Below are 19107 nucleotides of genomic sequence, written 5' to 3' on the forward strand. Positions count from 1 at the left end.
ATGGCTAAAAAGAGAGACCGGAGTTTGTTGTCTAAGGAAGAAAATCGTGCTTACAAGTTTGTTTGTTATGCTTCGTCGGAGCTGATTTCCACATCGTCATCTGCGGACAGGGCATCGCCTTCGCTCAGCTTGAACAGTTCGACGTCCTTCATGCTTTCGCGGATCTTTTCTTCGATTTCGTTGCAGAGATCGACGTTGTCCTTCAGGAAGAGGCGGGTATTTTCGCGACCCTGACCGATACGTTCGTTGTTGTAGCTGAACCAGGAACCGCTCTTCTGGATGATATCCAGTTCGGTAGCGAGATCCAGGATGGAAGCTTCGCGAGAAATGCCGCAACCATAGAGAATGTCGAATTCGCACTGGGTGAACGGAGCGGCCACCTTGTTCTTGACCACCTTGACGCGGGTGCGGTTGCCGATGACGTCCTCGCCGTCCTTGATGGCGGCGATGCGGCGGATGTCGATACGCTGGGTGGCGTAGAACTTAAGTGCGTTACCGCCGGTAGTAGTTTCCGGGTTGCCGAACATGACGCCAATCTTCATACGCAGCTGGTTGATGAACAGCATGCAGGTATTGGACTTGGAGAGGATGCCGGTGAGCTTACGGAGTGCCTGGCTCATGAGGCGAGCCTGCAGTCCCACATGGTTGTCGCCCATTTCGCCGTTAATTTCGGCCTGGGGAACCAGGGCTGCCACGGAGTCAATGACGATGATGTCGATTGCGCCAGAGCGGACCAGGGTTTCTGCAATGTCCAGAGCCTGTTCACCAGTATCCGGCTGGGAGACCAGGAGGGATTCGATATCCACACCGAGCTTACGGGCATAAACGGCGTCGAATGCGTGTTCTGCGTCGATGAAGGCTGCCACACCGCCGAGCTTCTGTGCTTCAGCAATGGCATGGAGGGTGAGGGTGGTCTTACCGGAGGATTCGGGTCCGTAAATTTCGATGATACGACCGCGGGGGAAGCCGCCTACGCCCAGAGCCATGTCCAGCTGGATACAGCCGGTGGGGATCACGGGAATGTCTTCGTTGGGCTGCTGGCCCAGTGCCATGATGGAACCCTTTCCATAATTCTTTTCAATCTGTGCAATTGCTGCTTCTACAGCTTTTGCCTTGTCTGCGGAAAGGTTGCTTGTCGGGGTGTTGATCGTTTTCTTAGCCATGATTGACTCCATTTTTTGTTTTTTCGTTTCTAAATATACTAACTAGTGTACTTTTGTGCAAGTGCTTTTTTGGTTAATTCTTTCTAAAAGCAGCTGCAACGCTGTATACACGCTTTTTTCGCGTACATTTTGGCGATTTCCACTAAATTTTTTACAAAAAGCCTCATTTTGCAAACTACTGGCGACACCAATCCACACGGTGCCCACAGGTTTGCCGGGCTCGGCGCCTCCGGGACCTGCGATTCCCGTGGTGGCTACAGCCCATTCACAACCGAATTTCTTGCGGGCGCCTTCCGCCATTTCCTTGACGGTTTCTGCGCTGACCACACCATATTTATCGATTGTACTTGCGGAAACATCAAGCAACTTCACCTTGATTTCGTTCTGGTATGCCACGATTCCGCCGGCGAGAACTGCGGAGGATCCGGGAATATCTACGATGGAACTTGCAATGAGGCCGCCTGTGCAGGATTCGGCGGTGGCCATCATTTGGCCCTTGTTTTCCAGGGCTTCCTTGACGGCGAGAGCAAGATCGTTAATGGTTTCGAAGTTCATTGTTGTTTCCTTTGATGACTCAAATATAAAAACATCCAGTGTCAAAAAATGTCAGACAATGCTGACCGCTAAAAAAATACAAATTTTCTTCTGGAATTAGCAATCGCCCTGGTTTAATCGCTGATCTACCAGGTGTAATAATTCTATATTAGCGCCGATGATTTCACGTTCCTTTATCCTGAGTCTGCTTGTGGCGCTGTCTGTTGCAGTGGCCGTCCATGCCGCAAGCCCGCTGGAAAAGGGACGAACAGGAATTGAATCCATCGATACCTTGACTGTCAACGAGTGGGACATTCCGACAGAACGAAATTCCCTGCCCCTTACCATGCTGTTCAGTGTATTGCCTGGCGGCGGCCAGTATTATACGGAACATTACGTCCGCGGTGGTTTTATTACAGGTATCGAGCTCCTGCTGTTCTATGAAGTCGTCTACAATAAGTCGTTCCAATATGATCGCGTGCTGGAGCAGGCGGCTCCGTTCAGGGATTCCGTGTCTTACTATACGAACCTGATCCGCAACGCATCTACCAGGGACAGCATCTCCTATTACCAGGGAAAACGCCAGAACCATGTGAACCGTCTACGCTCCTACAGCGACAAGAAGATGGAACAGGAAGACCTGCGCAAGGCTGAAACTGCCTGGCTCTATGGCTTGCATCTGTATGGCATGATGGATGCCTTTGGCATCTGGTGGAACAACAACCATCGCAGCGTGGAACAGCGTAGCATGCTGAAGGCCGTGCTCTGGGGGATTATTCCCGGAGCAGGTCAGATGTACAACGGCGACTTTGGAAAGGCGGGGCTTCTCTATATGGGACTGATTGGTTCCGCCGTCAGTATCTGGACTTCCCAGAATATGGTTGAATACTATCTAGACCGAAAGCACATGCAGGCTGGGGAGGGGACGTCTTCCGAAGATTACGAAAAAATACAGGAACGCGTGACCTACTACCGTAAGAACCGAAACCAGTATATTTGGGCGAGTGCCTTACTTTATCTGTACTCTTTAGGCGATGCCGCTGTAGATGCTCTCCTGAGTGATTTTGACAATCCGGTTCACCTGGCTCTTTTGCCCACCCTTTCCGGTGGCGCCCAGGCCTTATTTACCTTTGATTTTTAACGTCATGCCGAGCTTGACTCGGCATCAGCTGTTTAATTAGCCGATTTTTAAGGGTTGCATTTGGATTCCGTCGTGGATTTTGGTGAACGTTCCGCGGAAATGTCCTTCGGCGTTGCGTTTGAATTCGAACTTGGTCACCATGGTGTAGCTGAATGCCCCTTCCACGAAAATGTCGTTAGGAAGTCCGCAGGCGAAGTGCTGCAGGGCGGCAATCACGCCGGCGTGGCTGATCCAGAGAAATTCGCCCTCGTCGTCCAGGCTGTCCAGGAATTTTTCCACGCGCTTGTCGATATCGAAGAAGTTCTCGCCATTCTTGAATCGGTAGCCTCGGAGGTCAGCTGCCCACCCGGACATTTCCTCACGGGGAATTTCAGAAAAGTGCTTGCCTTCCCAGTCGCCAAAGTTGATTTCGATGATCTCGTCACGCTTTTCGATAGGGAGGTTGACTATGGGGGATGCCTTTTCTGCCAGGCGGGTGCAGCGCAGCAGCGGGCTGGAGAACAGCCTGGTAGGTTTGGCGTTGGCGGCAACTAGAGCCTTAAGGGCGCCGTCGCTTTCTTCTTCAAAAGTGGGGGAGACGTCGAAATCCAGACGGCCATAGCAGAGGTCGTTGGGATTATAGGGCTTAGAGTGTCGGATGGTCCATAGAATCATGGCCCAAAAGATAAAAAAATAACCCGCGGGAAGACCCTGCAGGTTATTAAAAAGAATCCTAGGTTACCTGAGCACATAAAAACTCGCAAGTCCGTTGCTGCTTTCGCCCTGGCGATTTGCCCGCAAATAGTCATTGCGCAGGACCTAGGACTTCCAATTATAGAAAACTCGTGATTTTTTTTCAAGTCAGGCAAAAAAGAAAAAACGGGGCGAGTTTTGTTGATGTATGTCACATTTACGTAAGAAAAACGTCAATTACGTTGCCGATTTATCCATGAAAAAACGCTAAATTGCTTAAATTTATTTACATTTGACATGTAACTTTAGATAAAAAAAGCAAGGGGATAATGCGCATTTTTTGTAAAAATCTGTTCATAGTTGAAAAAGTGTTGAAAAAACGTGACTTTTTACCACACTTTTACAACAAACGGCCCTTGCAAATATTGCTGATGTAAGATGTTTTTAGTATTTTTTGCACGGTTGTTTGGTAGAAAGATATTCCAAGTTGGAATAAAGTTTTAAGAATCCGTTATTCATCCCAGGAGATGTAATATGCGATTTGAGATTGGATTAGTCAAACGATTTGCCCTGGCTCTGGCCATGGTAGTGTCCGTAGGTTTCGCTGCGGACCTTGAACCATTTCAATTCCTTGATGCTGCTACTGGCCATGACGTCCAGCAGAAGGAATGGAATAAACTCCTGAAGTACAAACTGTGGGGTACAGGTAAGACTGGTGAATACGGTGTAGCTTTTATTGGACAAAAGGTCTTTGTTACTGATTCCAGTGGTTATTCTGGTAGTGCTAAGGGTTACCTCCGTATGTCTAATACCCACCACACAATTGGTGGACCATTATCATTTGGTGGAGGCTTCTTCCAAGCTGCTAACGGGCAGGAGGGAACTCCTGTAGATTCCTATTCTAATGGCGATGGTAATGATACCATCTCTACAGGGCCTAGCCATTTTGGTGGCGATTTTTATGTGTCCTTTAATGCTCGCGATAAAATGTTTATCGCGGGAAATCTTTGTGTTGATGGCACTGTTACCAGAGCTGATCAGGGGTTGGCTAATGGCCATGGAAACCTTACCTGTACAGCTTCTGATATTCCTGAAATCGATGCGACTCTTGACGTTCCGACTGTTAATTATGCTATGGCTGGGTTTGCATTCGATAGGGAAGTTGCCTCTATCAACGTAATTAATGAAAAGTTCATTGATATTCCTAAAGGTGAAGGCGTTTTTGATTTGCATGTTAAAGGTGATATCAAATTCGAAAATAATGCAGCACTTTATGTTCGTATGCCTGCGGGTGGACGTTTAACTCGAATTTTCCTTGATGGTAAGTTTGATATCAATTCTACGCAGCATAACATTGGTGTTATGTATGCTACAAAGGATGCTACTTGGAATGGATCTACTTGGAGTAAGGCTGAACGAGTTGAAAATAAGGACTATGCAGGTAACTTGCTGTTCTATACACCGGAAGATATTTCTTTCCCTACGGAAGAATGTAACATTCAGGGTACGTTTATTTCTCAGGGTGAAATTTTCTTTAAACAGCACTACAAGTTTGCTGGTCAGCTGCTTGCAAAACGTATTAAAATTGATGCTGAATTCCGTGCTCAGGACTTCATCTACGTTCCCTTTGATCCTCCTACCTTTAAGCACGAAGCAAATAGCTGGGGCCAGTTGAAGGAAGGTGTTTCTGGCCCTCAGAAGCTCTCTGTGGCTTTGACAAAAAAACCGGAAACTCAGGTTACTTTTGATTACTGCTTCATCTTTAACACTACGAAGAATGGTGATGCCGAAAGCGATGAGGATAATCAGGCAAGCGAAGCTGATGTGGCTGCAACGAGTGAACGTTATCTGTGTAGCAAGGGTGATGTTGGTCATGCAAAGTTCCTGAAGGGCGACTCTTTGCTGGCTGAGCCAATCACTTTGACAATTGCTGATGACAACTATGTTGAAAATGAAGAATTCTTCACTATTCATGTGTTCAACCTTAGAGGTGCTGTATCGGATACTGCTAAGCAGGAAACTTTTGAAGGTGATTTCGATATTTCCATTATTGACGATGATGACCGTTTGATTTCTAAGGATACCAACGTAAACATGTTGGAAGATACTCCTTATACATTTGGTCGTATTGATTTCCCTGTGATGGCTCGTGACGGTTCTGAATGGACTGGTGAATATGCTATCCGTATCGTTACTCCGCCTTATTATGCTGATTCCCTGAAGATTGATAATAAGCCTGTTGATTACAATGGCGTTCATCCTGTTTACTCTTCTATTCTTGAAGGTAAGCTTAATGGCTGGCACATGGTTTATTATCCGCCGAAGGATCTTTACGGTGATAAGCTGGACTCTCTGGAATACGTTGTAATGCGTAATTCTAGCAAGTCTGAATCCGTTTACAAACTGTACTTCAATGTTAAGCCGGTAAACGATGCTCCTGTGGTTGACTCTACTCAGTTTACTATTGAAGAAAATAGTGCCGCAGGTACAGAAGTTACAGGTACTCTTAAGGTTACTGACGTTGATGATAAAATCTTCAGCTATGCGTTTGATTCTGCCGATAAGAATTACGAAAAGGTTTCTAGTCTCTTCGCTATTGACTCTAAGACGGGTGTGATTACCGCTAAGGGTGCTTTGAACTACGAATCTGCCGATAGCGTTCTTACCATTGGAATTTCTGTCAAGGATAGCAGCAAGTCTACTGGTGATTATAAGGATGCTTTAACAACTACTAAGACTGTTTCCATCCGTCTGATTGATGTGAACGAAAAACCGGTAATGGAACCTCAGTCCTTCGAGGTGATGGAAAATTCCAAGAAGGGTACTGAGGTTGGTACTGTTGTGGCAACTGATCCGGACCGTTCTACCGTTGACTTCGGTAAGCTGGTTTTCTCTATTCCTGAAACTGAAAATGTCCCGTTCGCCGTGTCCTCCAGTGGTGTAATCACCGTAACCGATAGCACCAAGCTGGACTATGAAAAGGTTAAGAGTATTTCCTTCAACGTTATCGTTAGCGATAAGGGTGATCCTTCTCTTAAGGATATTGCTCTGGTTACCATCAACATTGAAGACGAAAATGAACCTCCTGAATTCATTGATGATGGTAAAGATCACTACGATGTTAACGAACATGTTGCAGATAACTTTGAAGTTGCTCGTCTAAAGTTCGTTGATGGTGATGCCGCTGATTCAAAGATTACGGACTTTGTCCCCACTTTGACTGACAACAAGAAGACTTCTGGTAAGGTTAGCGCAGAAGACTTGTTCTCGCTTTCCATTGAAAAGGACGCCGAAAGTGATACTTTCTACGTAGTCATTTCTGTTGCAGATAGCGCAAAGCTTGACTATGAAAAGCTGGCTGCTTCTGAAAAGGCTGCTGTTTCCTTCGATGTAACCATTTCTATCAAGGATAACGAAGGTAAGGCTGGCTACAATGAAATTTCTATTGATCGCAAGCTTAACGTGATTGACGTGAATGAAGCTCCTACTGCAAAACCCTTCAGCAAGGAAATTGCTGAAAATCTGCCGACTGGTTCTGTAGTTGGTACTGTGGAAGCTTCTGATCCGGATACCAAGAATGCAACCTACAGCAAACTGACCTACTCCATTCCTGTAAACGAAGATGCAAGTACTGCAAATGATGTTCCGTTCACCATCAATGCTTCTACTGGTGTAATCACTGTTAAGGATGGCTCCAAGCTTGATTACGAAACGAATCCCAGCTTTACCTTCAAGGTTGAAGTGAAGGATATCGAATACACCGCAACTTCTACCGTTACGATTACTCTGTCTGACGAAGAAGAACCTCCTGAAATCATTCCGGATCCGTCTTGCGATGAGGAAAAGGAAGATTGCTGCGATCCGAACCTTGAAAATTGCTCTGATCCGATCGATCCGCCGGATACTACTTGCGTGACTAACTGCGGTTATATCAAGGGTGATACCCTTTATGTGAACGTTCGTGAAAATTCCAAGACTGGTACTCAGATTCTTAAGTACTACGTGAAGGATCAGGATGCCGGTGACCTTGTAAGCATGAAGGTTTATTTCGAAGACGTGTACAAGTCAGGTGCAGATTCCCTGTTTATAGTCTCTCCGACTTTGACTAAGGATACCAAGGGTAACTACTACTTCACTCTTACGGTGAAGGATGGCTCTAAGCTTGACTTTGAAAAGGTCAATGAAACGCATGTTCTCCGTATTATTGCCAAGGATGATGGCGGCAAGTCCGATGCCATCGTTCGTGTGATCAAGGTTGTTGACCTGAACGAAAAGCCGGTCGTGGAAGATTCTAAGAAGGAAATTAAGGAAAACCTGCCCAATGGTACTCCTGTGGATACCTTGGTTGCTTACGATCCGGATACCAAGCATGTGAAGGAATTCGGTACCTTGAGCTATGAAATCCTGGATTCTGCTAATGTGCCGTTTACTCTGGATTCCAAGAACCCGAAGATTATCAAGGTGAAGGACCGTACCAAGCTTGACTACGAAAAGACTTCCTCCTTTACCTTCTATGTTCGTGTAACGGATGGTACTCTGGCTGATACCGCTACGATTACCTTGACCTTGACCGACGAAGAAGAACCTCCTGAAATCATCGAAGACGACCCGAAGTGCGATGAAGAGAAGGAAGATTGCCACAAGTGCGATGCTACTATCCAGGATTGTGGTAAGCCGGTTGAGCCTCCTGTAGAATGCACCGAAAATTGCGGCTACATGAAGGGCGATACTGTCTATGTGAACGTCCGTGAAAATTCCAAGACTGGTACTAAGATCCTTGAATACTATGTCAAGGACCAGGATGCTGGTGACCTGGAATCCATGGAGGTGACTTTCGAAAACAAGAACAAGTCTGGTGCAGATTCCCTGTTTGCAATTACCAAGAAGCTGGACAAGGATGCAGATGGCGACTACAAGTTTGTTCTGTCTGTTAAGGATAGTGCAAAGCTTAACTACGAAAAGATCAATGAAGTTCATCGCCTCCTCATCATCGTAAAGGATGATGGCGGTAAGGCTGACTCTATCCTCCGTGTAATCAAGGTTGTGGATGTGAACGAAGCACCCACCATCAAGGATAACCTGAAGGGTAAAGTTGACGAAAACAGCAAAGTTGGCGTGGTTGCAGCCACAATGTCCGCATCCGATCCGGATATTAAGCACCCGGAAATCTACGGAAAGCTGACCTACACTGTCGTCGAAGAAGGCACCCCGTTCAAGATGGATTCCAATAAGGTGGTGGTTGCCGATGGTTCCATGCTGAACTACGAAAAGGATTCTCTCTATACCATTCATGTCCGCGTGACGGATGGAGAGTTCGCCGCAACCGCCCTGGTACAGATTAAGCTGAACAATACCAACGAAGAACCGTTTATCAAGTGCCTTGAAGACGACGACAACTGTGAAGGTCCTTACGATATTGCTGAAAATTCCGCAACGGGTACTGAAATCCATACCTTCGCCGTGATGGACGACGATAAGGATCCCGCTTACCGTCTGAACTCCGCTTCTATCTCTGATATGCAGGGTACTAACGCTAGGGATCTGTTCGCTATCAAGTTCAATGTGGACTCCTCTCAGGTGACCGTCTATGTGAAGGATGGTTCCAAGCTCGACTACGAAAAGGTCCAGCCGTCTTACACCGTGAAGATCAAGATCTCTGACGCAATGGGTGTCGCTGACTCCGTTATCCGCGTGATTAACGTGATAGACGTGAACGAAGCCCCGTCTATTGCCGACAGTTCCTTTGCTGTTGCTGAAAACACCAAGAATGGTACTGTGATTGGTTCTCTGAGAGCTTCCGATCCGGATATCAAGAATGTTCTTTTCAGCAGCTTGAGCTATGAAATTGTGGACGAAGTTCCCTTCAAGATGGATTCCAACAAGATTGTGGTTGCTGACTCCAAGAGCCTGAACTACGAAAAGGTTACCGAATTCTACTTCGACGTCCGTGTTACTGACGGCGGTAATCTCACCGATCTTGCTACGGTATATGTGAAGTTGAGCAATGTGGATGAACCTCCGCAGATTGATACTATTCCGCCTTGCGATCCTGAAGTTGAAGTTTGCCATGCATGCGACGCAACTATCGAAGATTGCGATAATGAAGATGATCCTCCTCCTCCGACCTGTACTGAAAACTGCGGTTACATGAAGGGCGATACCGTTTACGTGAACGTCCGTGAAGATGCTCCCGCAGGTACCAAGATCCTGGAATACTACGTGAACGACGAAGATGCTGGCGACCTGGAAACCATGAAGGTTACCTTCGTGGATAACAACAAATCCGGCTCTGACACCCTGTTCACTATTACTCCGACTCTGGTCAAGGACGAAAAGGGTTACAAGTTCGTCTTGGCGGTTACCGATAGCGTTGACTACGAAACCACCAAGCATTCTCATCAGATGACCATCATCGTCGAAGATGCTGCGGGTCTTAAGGATTCCGTCTTCCGCGTCATCAACATTGTTGACGTGAACGAACCTCCTTACATTGTGAAGGCCGACTTCGACCTGAAGGAACATAATAAGGAAGGTGCTACCGTCGGTACCATCGAATGGGGTGACGATAGGGATATGGACGGTGTTTCCAATCCGGCCTTCCGCGACAACCGCGTGGTGGCTGTGGACGGTGCAACCGATATCTTTGATGTGGACTCCCTTGGCGTAATCACTGTCAAGAAGACTTTGAACTACGAAACCGACGATTCCACTTACACCTTGATTGTAAGCGTGGTGGACAAGACTGATCCTACCTTGAAGTCTACTGAAACCATGACCATCCATCTGAAGAATATTCCGGAAACTCCGGTAATCACTTCTACCGAATTCTCTGTTGATGAAAATCCGGCAGACCGAAAGGTTATCGGTACCCTCACTTCCGAAGACTTGGATGACCTGAAGAATGAAGAAACTCGTACTTACACTCTTATCGGTACCAGTGAATTTGTCAAGGTTACCGAAAATGGTGAAATCGTGGTGATTAACAAGGATAAGTTTGACTACGAAACTGTGGATTCCTTCACCATCAAGGTTAAGGTTACTGACCCGCAGGGCGTATCCTCCGACACTACGGTTACGATCAAGATTAACGATGTGAACGAAGCTCCGAATCTGGATGACAAGCCCATCACCGTTTCCGAACATACCGCTCCGGGTACTGTGATCGATACCTTGAAGGCTACTGACCCGGATAAGGATCCTACGAAGCGCGAACTGACCTACACGATTGTCGACGGTGATACTAGCCTCTTCGAAATTGACTCGAAGACTGGTGTAATCACCCTGAAGGATTCCCTGGACTATGAAAAGGCTAAGGAACATATCCTGAAGGTCGAAGTTTCTGACGGAGAATTTGCTGACATTGCAAAGATTACCGTGAATGTCGAGAACGTGGAAGAAAAATCCGTCGTGGAAATCCAGATGGTGGATGATGGTGACTCCCTGTGGGTTCGTCCTGACTCTGTCTACACCAACCGTACGGATGTGACAATCTGCTGGACTGAGGATGGTCGAGACTACTGCAGCGATACCACCATGACAGAAGGTATCCACACCATTATCAAGACCTTCAAGGATCCCAAGAAGGACTTCCCGGGTGCTGATACTGTGGTTATCCAGATTAGCACTTCAGCTCCGCAGGTGATCGTTTCTGCTAAGGCTGATGGCTTGAGCGATGGTAGCATCTTCACCTTGGATGAAGGTGTGCTTGCAGGCGATACCAATATCTACGTGAACGATTCCAAGAATGACATCCAGGTGACCATCAAGGATCCTGTCAACAAGAAGGACTCTACCTTCACCGTGAAGCTGGATCTTGAAACTGTGGATGTTTCCGATAAGGACCTGGAATCTGTATCGAACATCGCTGAAAAGGGTAAGCTGACCTTGAATGAAAATCCGAAGATTCCCGCAAGCCGTACTCCGGTGAACGGATCTGAAGTGAAGGTTTTCTACACTGAAGAAGTGGATGGCAAGAAGGTTGAAGTTTCCTACTACACCGATAAGAACGGCGATGTCCTGAAGACTCCTGTAATTATCGATGGCAAGGTGGATTCTATCGAGGTGATTACCGTCTCTTATGAAACTAAGATTGGCGGTAGGGACGTGGTTGTTTCTTACCAGGCTGATGCAATTACCGGCCAGGTGCTGAACGTGTCCTCTGACGGTATGCTGACCTACGATGACAAGATCGTGGTCGAAAGTGTTCCGGATGGCAAGCCCAGCGCAAAGGACACCACCGTTTCCAATACCACCGAAGTTAGCGTTGGTTCCTACAAGGTTACCTACGAATACGAAGATGAAAAGCACAACACTATCGTGGTTACTTACACCGTCGACGAAAAGGGTAACATTGTGAAGAACGGTGATGGCGACATTGGTTACAAGGTCTCCTACACCTACGAAAATAAGTTCGGCAACTCTGCAACTCAGTCTGTGTTCATCGTGCTTGACCAGAAGCCGCCTGTAGTGAAGATCGTAAGCCCCGAATACGGCTCCAAGATTCGTGCTAACTCTGTGGAAGTGGTCTGGACCGTTAATGGTGTCGTTCAGGATACCTTGACTCTCCAGGGTCTCAAGAAGGGCTTCCAGTGGATCAAGCGTGAATACCGCGATAAGGCTGGCAACACTGCAGTCGACTCCGTGGCTGTCCAGGTGAAGGATGCTAAGTCCATGGAAATCGAAGTGGTCGAAGCCGTAACCGAAATGAACGTGGAAAAGGTTGAAGAATACTATGCCTCCAACCCGCCGAAGAAGGGTGAAACCTTTGCTGTTAGCGTGGCAAATCCCTCTACCGGCAAGGAAGTTGAAGCTCTGACTGGTGGTAGCTATGGCCAGGAAGATGGCACCTTCAAGACTCCGTATCCGGGTGTTGAGGGTAATGGCCACCTCGGTCCGACCTTGGCTATGGAGGTCCGCCTGCCTGTGGTGAACGACGTTGCTGGTCTTGCAACCTTCGATGACCTTATTCTTTCCGATGGTACTATCTCTAGCCGCGGCGTGAATAGTGACCGATGCAAGATGGCAGAAGAATACGAAGCCATGGGTCTTGTCGTTGACACCCTGGTGAAGGATACCTCTGTCTGCGTGAAGTTCACTCAGGAGCAGTACGTTGAAAAGTTCTGCGAAGACGATGTCGACCTTACGGGTGACTTGAGCAAGATCAACCTGTATTCTACTAGAATGCATGCTAAGGTCTGGATTTACACCTCTATTGGTGGCTTCGTAGATTACTACAACTTCAAGGTGGACCTGAACGATCCGGATTACACTGACAATGCTGGTGTCTTGAACATGTACTTCGAACAGAAACCGGATAAGAATGGCGAAATCCATACGGAAGACGGCCGCGTAATGGCTACCGGCGCTTACCTCTACAAGGTTGAAGCCGATATCCGTGCAAAGCTGCGCTGCTCTCTGCCTCCGTTCGACGAAGTTTCCTCTACCAACAAGAAGAAGGGATCTGTCGTCAAGAAGTCTGACGAACTGCTGAAGCCCTTCGGTTACAAGAGACCTTCCAAGAAGTAATCGGAAATATTTGAGTAAAGAGCTCGGCCAAGCCGAGCTCTTTTCGTATAAAAACGTAAATTAGGTAAAAAAGGATTTGATTATGGGTATTGAAGAACGTTCTACGCTTGTGTATTCTACTGAACTGGGTGGCCGCGTCAAGCAGGAAAAGCCCAAGGCTGAACGCCCCAAGGGGGATGGCACCGTCCGTATCCAGCTGAAGCGCCTGGGTGGCGGCAAGATGGCAAGTGTTGTGACGGGCTTGCCCCTGGATGAGGATGAGCTGAAGGATTTGGGCCGTCAGCTGAAGCAAAAGTGCGGTGTGGGCGGTTCCGTAAAGGATTTTACCATTGAAATACAGGGCGACAAGCGCAATATCCTGAAACAGGAGTTGGAGAAGAAGGGCTATACCGTCAAATTGGCCGGCGGTTAGTTGTTCTATATCACCTACTGAAAATATTTCTAAACACTTTTCGAGAAAAAAGTCTATTTTCTTATGGTAAAAAATGAAAAGAGGGCTTATGTTCGAAAAGTGTTCTTTGCTTCATGGTTTGGCCATTTTGGCCCTTGTTCCTGCGATGGCTTACTCTGCTCCTGCAGCGGGTAAGGTTCGTTCCGTATTGGGTACCGTAGAACGCCAAAAAATCAGTCAGACTGATTGGAATGCCCTTCGCGCAAACTCTAACGTTTTCCAGTCCGACAAGGTCCGTACGGGTGAAGCTTCCGAAGTGATCTTTAATCTTCCGGACGGAAGTTCCATTACCATTGCAGAATTTGCCGAAGTTGAATTGGCAACTCTGTTGCAGCCTAACGACAAGGGTGGCTTTGAAACCCGAATCGACATTAAGAAGGGCCACATCAACTTTGCGGTTGAAAAGCTGAAACAGAAAAACTCCACCTTTAAGTTCAAGACCGGTACCGCAACTGCATCTATTCGCGGTACGGAAGGTTACGTAGGCGGTGAAGGCGTGTTCTTCGCTGGCCTTAAGACCGGTAAGCTTGAAATTGTTCCCGAAGGTAAGGATACTCCCGTTTCTATCGTAGCGGGTGAAACCACCTTCGGTAAGGATTCCCTGGTGGTGTTGAAGCTTGCTTCTTCCGGTCATCCCCGCTTTGCCAAGAAGCTGGAAAAGTTGCTTGCCGATCCTTCCAAGGACTTGAATGCCCTGGTGGTGGAAGTTCAGAAGGCTGACTCCTCTTTCCAGCAGCAGCTGAAGGACGAAGCTGATAGCTCCGCTGTGAACGCTCTTCCCTCCAATGGCTTTACGATCAAGACTTCTTCTCCTGCGGAAGTTTGCGCCCAGGGTCTGGAAGTGGAAGGTTACTACCGCACTGCAGACTCCAATGCCACTATGACCATCAAGGTGGGAAGTGTTTCCTCTGGAAACTTGATTACCGCTGCTGATGGCCAGGCTCATGCTTTCAACCACAAGGTTTCCATCTCTGATGAAAACGGCCTCTGGACTGCAAACAAGGCTACCGTGACCTTTAGCGGTGCAGGTGTGAATGATTCCAAGACTCTTAACCTGAATGTGAACCGAGCCTGTGGCGACGTGAACCGTAAGGCTCCCGTGGTTTCCATTAGTTCTTACGACTCCCTGCGTTGCGCTGCCAATATTTCTGTTGGTAACATGCAGAACGATGCCGGTATCTTTGCTGTGGAAGTGGATGGCGCTCCGATGTCCGAAGATGCCATTACCCGTAACGTCCAGCAGAGAATCAAGCTGAAGAGCGGCAGCCACGAGTACCTGATGAGGGCTGAAGACCAGGCTGGCAACAAGACGGAAGTGAGCCGTGTCATGGGCTGCTATCCTATGAAGCGCTTTAATGTGGATGTGGATGGTCCTACTAAGGAACTGGTAACCGCACCTCCTCTGGGATCTCCGGATAGTCCGGCTCGTCTCGTGAAAACACTTCAATTTAGAGTAAAGATTCCCGAAAATAATCCGGAATTTTTGTACAAGGTTCTTGTGAAGCAGAACGGAAAGATTATATTACAAGAGACGCTTTCCCAGATTCAGAATCTGGATTATCAGTTGCCTGTAGAACTGTCCCGTGAATTGCCGAACCGCATTGAAATTGAGGTTACCCATAAGAGCGGATTCAGGGCTAAGGCTAAGAAAGTTTACGAGGTCTCTCCGAGATGATGAAAAGAGTTTTCTCTTTAACAGCTGTATTTGCAATGGCACTCCATGTGAGTGCTTTTGCTGTTGATAACGAAAACGTCAAGGGTGGCGTTATTAGCGGTTTTCTCAAGAAGAGCGAATCTCCTTATCTGGTGAAGGAGACTCTCGTTGTTCCTAAGGGAAAGGCCCTGGTTGTTGAGCCTGGCGTTGTTGTGGAATTTAATGACGGTACGGGCCTGGATGTCCGTGGCGGCTCTTTGGCTATTATGGGCCAGACCAATAGTCCGGTAGTCTTTAAGGCTAAGGGGACGTTCTGGAATGGTATTTCCGTAACGGGCGAAAAGAAAACGGAAATTCAGGACCTGCAGATTCTCAATGCCGAATATGGTATTGCTGTGGAAAATGGCTCCCTGGATTTAAAGTCCGTGACGATCGATAGTCCTGATCGTATAGGCCTTCATGTCCGTAATGCCTCCGTTGATGCTCAGTGGATGACTGTATCCAATGGTTCTAACGTAGGTGTTTGGGCTTCCGAAAATTCAAAGCTCAAGATTTCCAGTTCTAACTTGAATGGAAACCGCATGGGTCTGGTTGTTTCTGAAGGCGCCGATGTGAATATCCAGTCTACTGGCATTCGTCAGAATGATGTGGGTGTTTTTGTTCAGGGCGATCATCAGTTTTCCCAGCGCGCTCTTGTGGTGGAAAAGAATAAGATTGGCCTTGCTTCCCAGGAACGTCCTGATCCGGAATTCAAGAATTCAGTGGCCAAGAATAATGACCGCAGGCTTCTAAGAAAGACGGGAATGCTGGAGTCCACCTTGGGGGATGAACCTGTAAATCCCTATGCAAATGCCATGGTTGCCATGGAAGCCGAAGCAAATTCCGAAGATGGTTGGAAGGTTTCCGGTAACATTGTTCTAGACCTTGGACACCATTGGGTGTATATGTCTCACAATCGTTCCGACGATATGATTGTGGGCGAGGATACTATTTATCATGGCGACCGCTACAAGAATTATTTCCAGGTGCCGGGACTGTTTGCCAACTGGATTGCCAGCGTGGTAATGGAATCCCCTACGGGTAAGACGATTGAAATTTCTACGGATGTTTCCAGCGATAAATGGAATTCCTTTAACGTACATTCTTTCCAGGCATCTTACACCGATGAATACCAGAAGTTGGTTCTTGGTAATCTTTTTGCTAACGGTGGTGAAATTTCCCTGGCTGGTATTAACGTTCTTGGTGCGTCCTATGAACTTGAACTGTTCAAGAATGCTTTTAAGAAGCACATGTTTGAATTGTCTGGTTTTGTCGGTGAAGCTCAGGCTCCCAAGGTGATTGGTACCAGGGATCGTGACATGTATAACGAATACATTGACGATGGTGAAGCTGTTGCCCAGAAGATGGTGGCTGGTACCAAGATTCTCTGGAACATCCATCGTCGCTTTGATGGTGCTCTTGGATTTATCGGCAGTAAGGACTATATGAACGATCCGTTCCTGAGAGATGGCATGGCTGATGACGTCAATACTGCATCTCCCATCATTGCTTCCAGAACCTTGTTTGCCGAAGGCAACTGGCTTGTTTATCCGGGTGATATCAAACTGAATGGCCAGGTGGCTGTAGGTGTTGCCGATACTGCAAATGCTGCCGCGATTCGCGCCATGAATAGCGTGTTTACCAGCGCTGGCCTTGATGCTTCTGACTTCTCCTTGCTGAATCGCCTGATGAAGAATCCTTCTGCAGTGAATAGCTTGTCTCAGGAACAGCTGGAATCCATCTTTGGCGATAATTCCATGATGACTGTTGGTGATATGAAGAAGAAACTTCAGAGTCTTCTGGCTGAAGCGAAGGCTCGTGTGAAGGAATTTGAGCCTAAGGATTCCCGTCCTTCCAATCCGGATTTCTGGAATTATAAGAATTGGGCCATTGCTGGATCCTTTGAATGGTCTAACGATAATACCTTTGTTGAAGGTTATTTCAAGTATGTGGGTGCTGGTTATTATAGTGCTGGTTCTCCGGACATGCAGCAAAATACCCGCTTGTATGGTGGTAACTTGAAACAGAAGATTACGGACTTCTGGAAGCTGAACTTTGGCTATGACATCAACATCGAAAACGCAGACGATGGTAATGGCGGTTACAACATCATTGGCTTTGGTGAAGGTGAAAAGTGGGGCGTTGCGGGTGCTGATGGCAAGTGGCTGAAACAGCATAACCAGGACGAAAACCGTACCTTGTATATTCATAATGGTTACCTGACTAATGAATTCAAGATTCTTGATAATCTGTCTCTGTCCCTGAAGTATGGCTTTGATTATCGTACCCGTAGCACCGCTACAAGACTTTACCCCAGCTTCGAAGCTGCTTCCGGTATTTATGAGGACAGCTGGTTCAAGCCCAGATCTGGAAAGTCTACCATGTCCTTTGTGGAAAATGGTGACACGATTCGCATAGATGCCGAACGTTGGGAAAAGTATCGCGAATTGCAGGATGAAGATTATCTGGCTTCCATGTTTGAAGAAAATCTCCTGAAGCATACGATTGATCTTGCTGTGACTTACAAGTTCCCCAAGAATGTGCTGAAGGTGGGTGGTACCTGGGTTTATCGTACGGACCTGTCTAAATTTGGCGAAGATGGCTTGCTGGATGGTTTCAACTTCTCCAATAAGACTTATGGTATCCTCGGCTACTACTTCCATGGTGGCGACTACTTCGAACAGCGTTATCCTGTATCCTTGACGACTACTCTGGACTTCATTCGTAACACGGTCAGCGTGATGCCCCGTTACAAGATTTACAATCGTGACGACATGACTGAATTCGAATGGACTTTGTCTGATAACATGACTATCCCTGTGGTGAAGGACTTCCTGGATGTTTCCCTGAATGGAAACTTCCGCCAGAATTTCCTGGATAGAACAGTGGATGGTGAAGATCTGGATGAAATGGAAATTGACGTAGATGGCGCAATCTCCCTGAGATTCCATCATACTGCATCCTTGTTTACGGACTGGACTTTGGGCGCTGTCTATGATTACAGACCGGACAATCGTGCGGACCAGTACAAGGATTTCTACGCCATCGTTTCTTTGAATTATTCCTTCTAATATGCTCCATATTGGTTGCCACTTATCCTCTTCGGACGGTTTTCTCGCAATGGGTAAAACCGCCCTTTCTATTGGTGCGGATACTTTCCAGTTCTTTACCCGAAATCCCCGTGGGGGAGCGGCAAAGCCTTTCGACAAGAATGACGCGGCTAAGCTTGTGGAACTGATGGAAACGAATCAATTCGCTCCTATTTTGGCTCACGCTCCCTATACCCTGAATGCCTGTGCCGCTGATGCGGGCTTGCGTCAGTTTGCGGAAGATGTGATGGCCGATGATATTTTCCGTATGGATCATTTTCCGGGGGCCATGTACAATTTCCATCCGGGTAGTCATGTGAAGCAAGGCGCCGATGTGGGAATTGACTTTATTTCCTCCATGTTGAATCGCTTGCTGAAACCGGCCCAGAAGACCACGGTCCTTCTGGAAACCATGGCAGGAAAAGGCTCCGAGGTGGGACGAACCTTTGAAGAAATCCGTGCCATTTTGGACCGGGTGGAACTGAAGGACAAGATGGGCGTTTGTCTGGATACTTGCCATGTTTTTGACGGTGGCTACGACATTGTGGACCATCTGGATGATGTTTTAGGGGAGTTTGACAAGGTGATTGGCCTGAATAAGCTTAAGGCGATTCATTTGAACGACAGCAAGAATCCTATGGGCAGCCATAAGGACCGTCATGAGGTCATTGGAGGCGGTTTTATTGGCTTGGAGGCCCTTGTAAGGGTTGTAAATCACAAAAGCCTGAGGGAATTGCCGTTTTATCTGGAAACTCCCAATGAATTGCCTGGGTATGCCGCTGAAATTAAGCTGATGCGGGAGAATTATCGTTAATCGTTTCCCTTTAGGTGTGGTTCTT

Annotated in this window: 9 protein-coding genes; 6 read left to right on the forward strand and 3 right to left on the reverse strand. The window is 47.3% G+C overall.

The window, feature by feature from the left end; all coding sequences use genetic code 11:
* Positions 1-65: 65 nt before the first annotated feature.
* Together recA and BGX12_RS00340 are read right to left on the reverse strand one after the other, a co-directional pair.
* Positions 66-1163 carry a recombinase RecA gene (recA, locus tag BGX12_RS00335; protein WP_109734107.1) on the reverse strand — a complete coding sequence of 366 codons (1098 nt, stop codon included), beginning with the start codon at positions 1161-1163 and terminating at the stop codon, positions 66-68.
* 42 nt (positions 1164-1205) lie between these two features.
* Positions 1206-1718 (reverse strand): CinA family protein, encoded by a 513-nt coding sequence (locus tag BGX12_RS00340; protein WP_109734108.1) that lies wholly within the window; start codon positions 1716-1718, stop codon positions 1206-1208.
* Between the two features lie 157 nt (positions 1719-1875).
* Here BGX12_RS00340 and BGX12_RS00345 point away from each other — a divergent pair, with 157 nt between their 5' ends.
* Complete coding sequence (locus tag BGX12_RS00345) at positions 1876-2838, forward strand: DUF5683 domain-containing protein (protein ID WP_109734109.1); 963 nt, start codon at positions 1876-1878, stop codon at positions 2836-2838.
* A gap of 36 nt (positions 2839-2874) precedes the next feature.
* Here the strand turns inward: BGX12_RS00345 and BGX12_RS00350 are convergent, their stop codons facing one another.
* A complete protein-coding gene (locus BGX12_RS00350; protein ID WP_109734110.1) occupies positions 2875-3492 on the reverse strand; it encodes a histidine phosphatase family protein in 618 nt (205 codons plus the stop codon).
* A 552-nt stretch (positions 3493-4044) separates the two neighbouring features.
* Between BGX12_RS00350 and BGX12_RS00355 the strand changes: the two genes are divergently transcribed.
* The 5 genes from BGX12_RS00355 (at position 4045) to BGX12_RS00375 (ending at position 19082) form a co-directional block, all read left to right on the forward strand.
* Entirely contained in the window at positions 4045-13035 is an 8991-nt protein-coding gene (locus tag BGX12_RS00355) for a cadherin repeat domain-containing protein (RefSeq protein ID WP_109734111.1), read from the forward strand.
* An 82-nt stretch (positions 13036-13117) separates the two neighbouring features.
* Positions 13118-13447 carry a stress response translation initiation inhibitor YciH gene (locus BGX12_RS00360; RefSeq protein WP_109734112.1) on the forward strand — a complete coding sequence of 110 codons (330 nt, stop codon included), beginning with the start codon at positions 13118-13120 and terminating at the stop codon, positions 13445-13447.
* 88 nt (positions 13448-13535) lie between these two features.
* Positions 13536-15161 carry a FecR domain-containing protein gene (locus tag BGX12_RS00365; RefSeq protein ID WP_158278122.1) on the forward strand — a complete coding sequence of 542 codons (1626 nt, stop codon included), beginning with the start codon at positions 13536-13538 and terminating at the stop codon, positions 15159-15161.
* On the forward strand, positions 15158-18250 hold the full coding sequence (locus tag BGX12_RS00370; protein WP_109734114.1) for a right-handed parallel beta-helix repeat-containing protein: 3093 nt from the start codon (positions 15158-15160) through the stop codon (positions 18248-18250). The genes BGX12_RS00365 and BGX12_RS00370 overlap by 4 nt, the downstream gene beginning before the upstream one ends.
* Position 18251: 1 nt before the next feature.
* Positions 18252-19082: a deoxyribonuclease IV gene (locus BGX12_RS00375; RefSeq protein WP_109734115.1), complete on the forward strand. Its 831-nt coding sequence runs from the start codon at positions 18252-18254 to the stop codon at positions 19080-19082.
* Positions 19083-19107: the final 25 nt, after the last annotated feature.

The organism is Fibrobacter sp. UWR4, assembly GCF_003149045.1.
In the GTDB taxonomy this organism is placed as follows: Bacteria; Fibrobacterota; Fibrobacteria; order Fibrobacterales; family Fibrobacteraceae; genus Fibrobacter.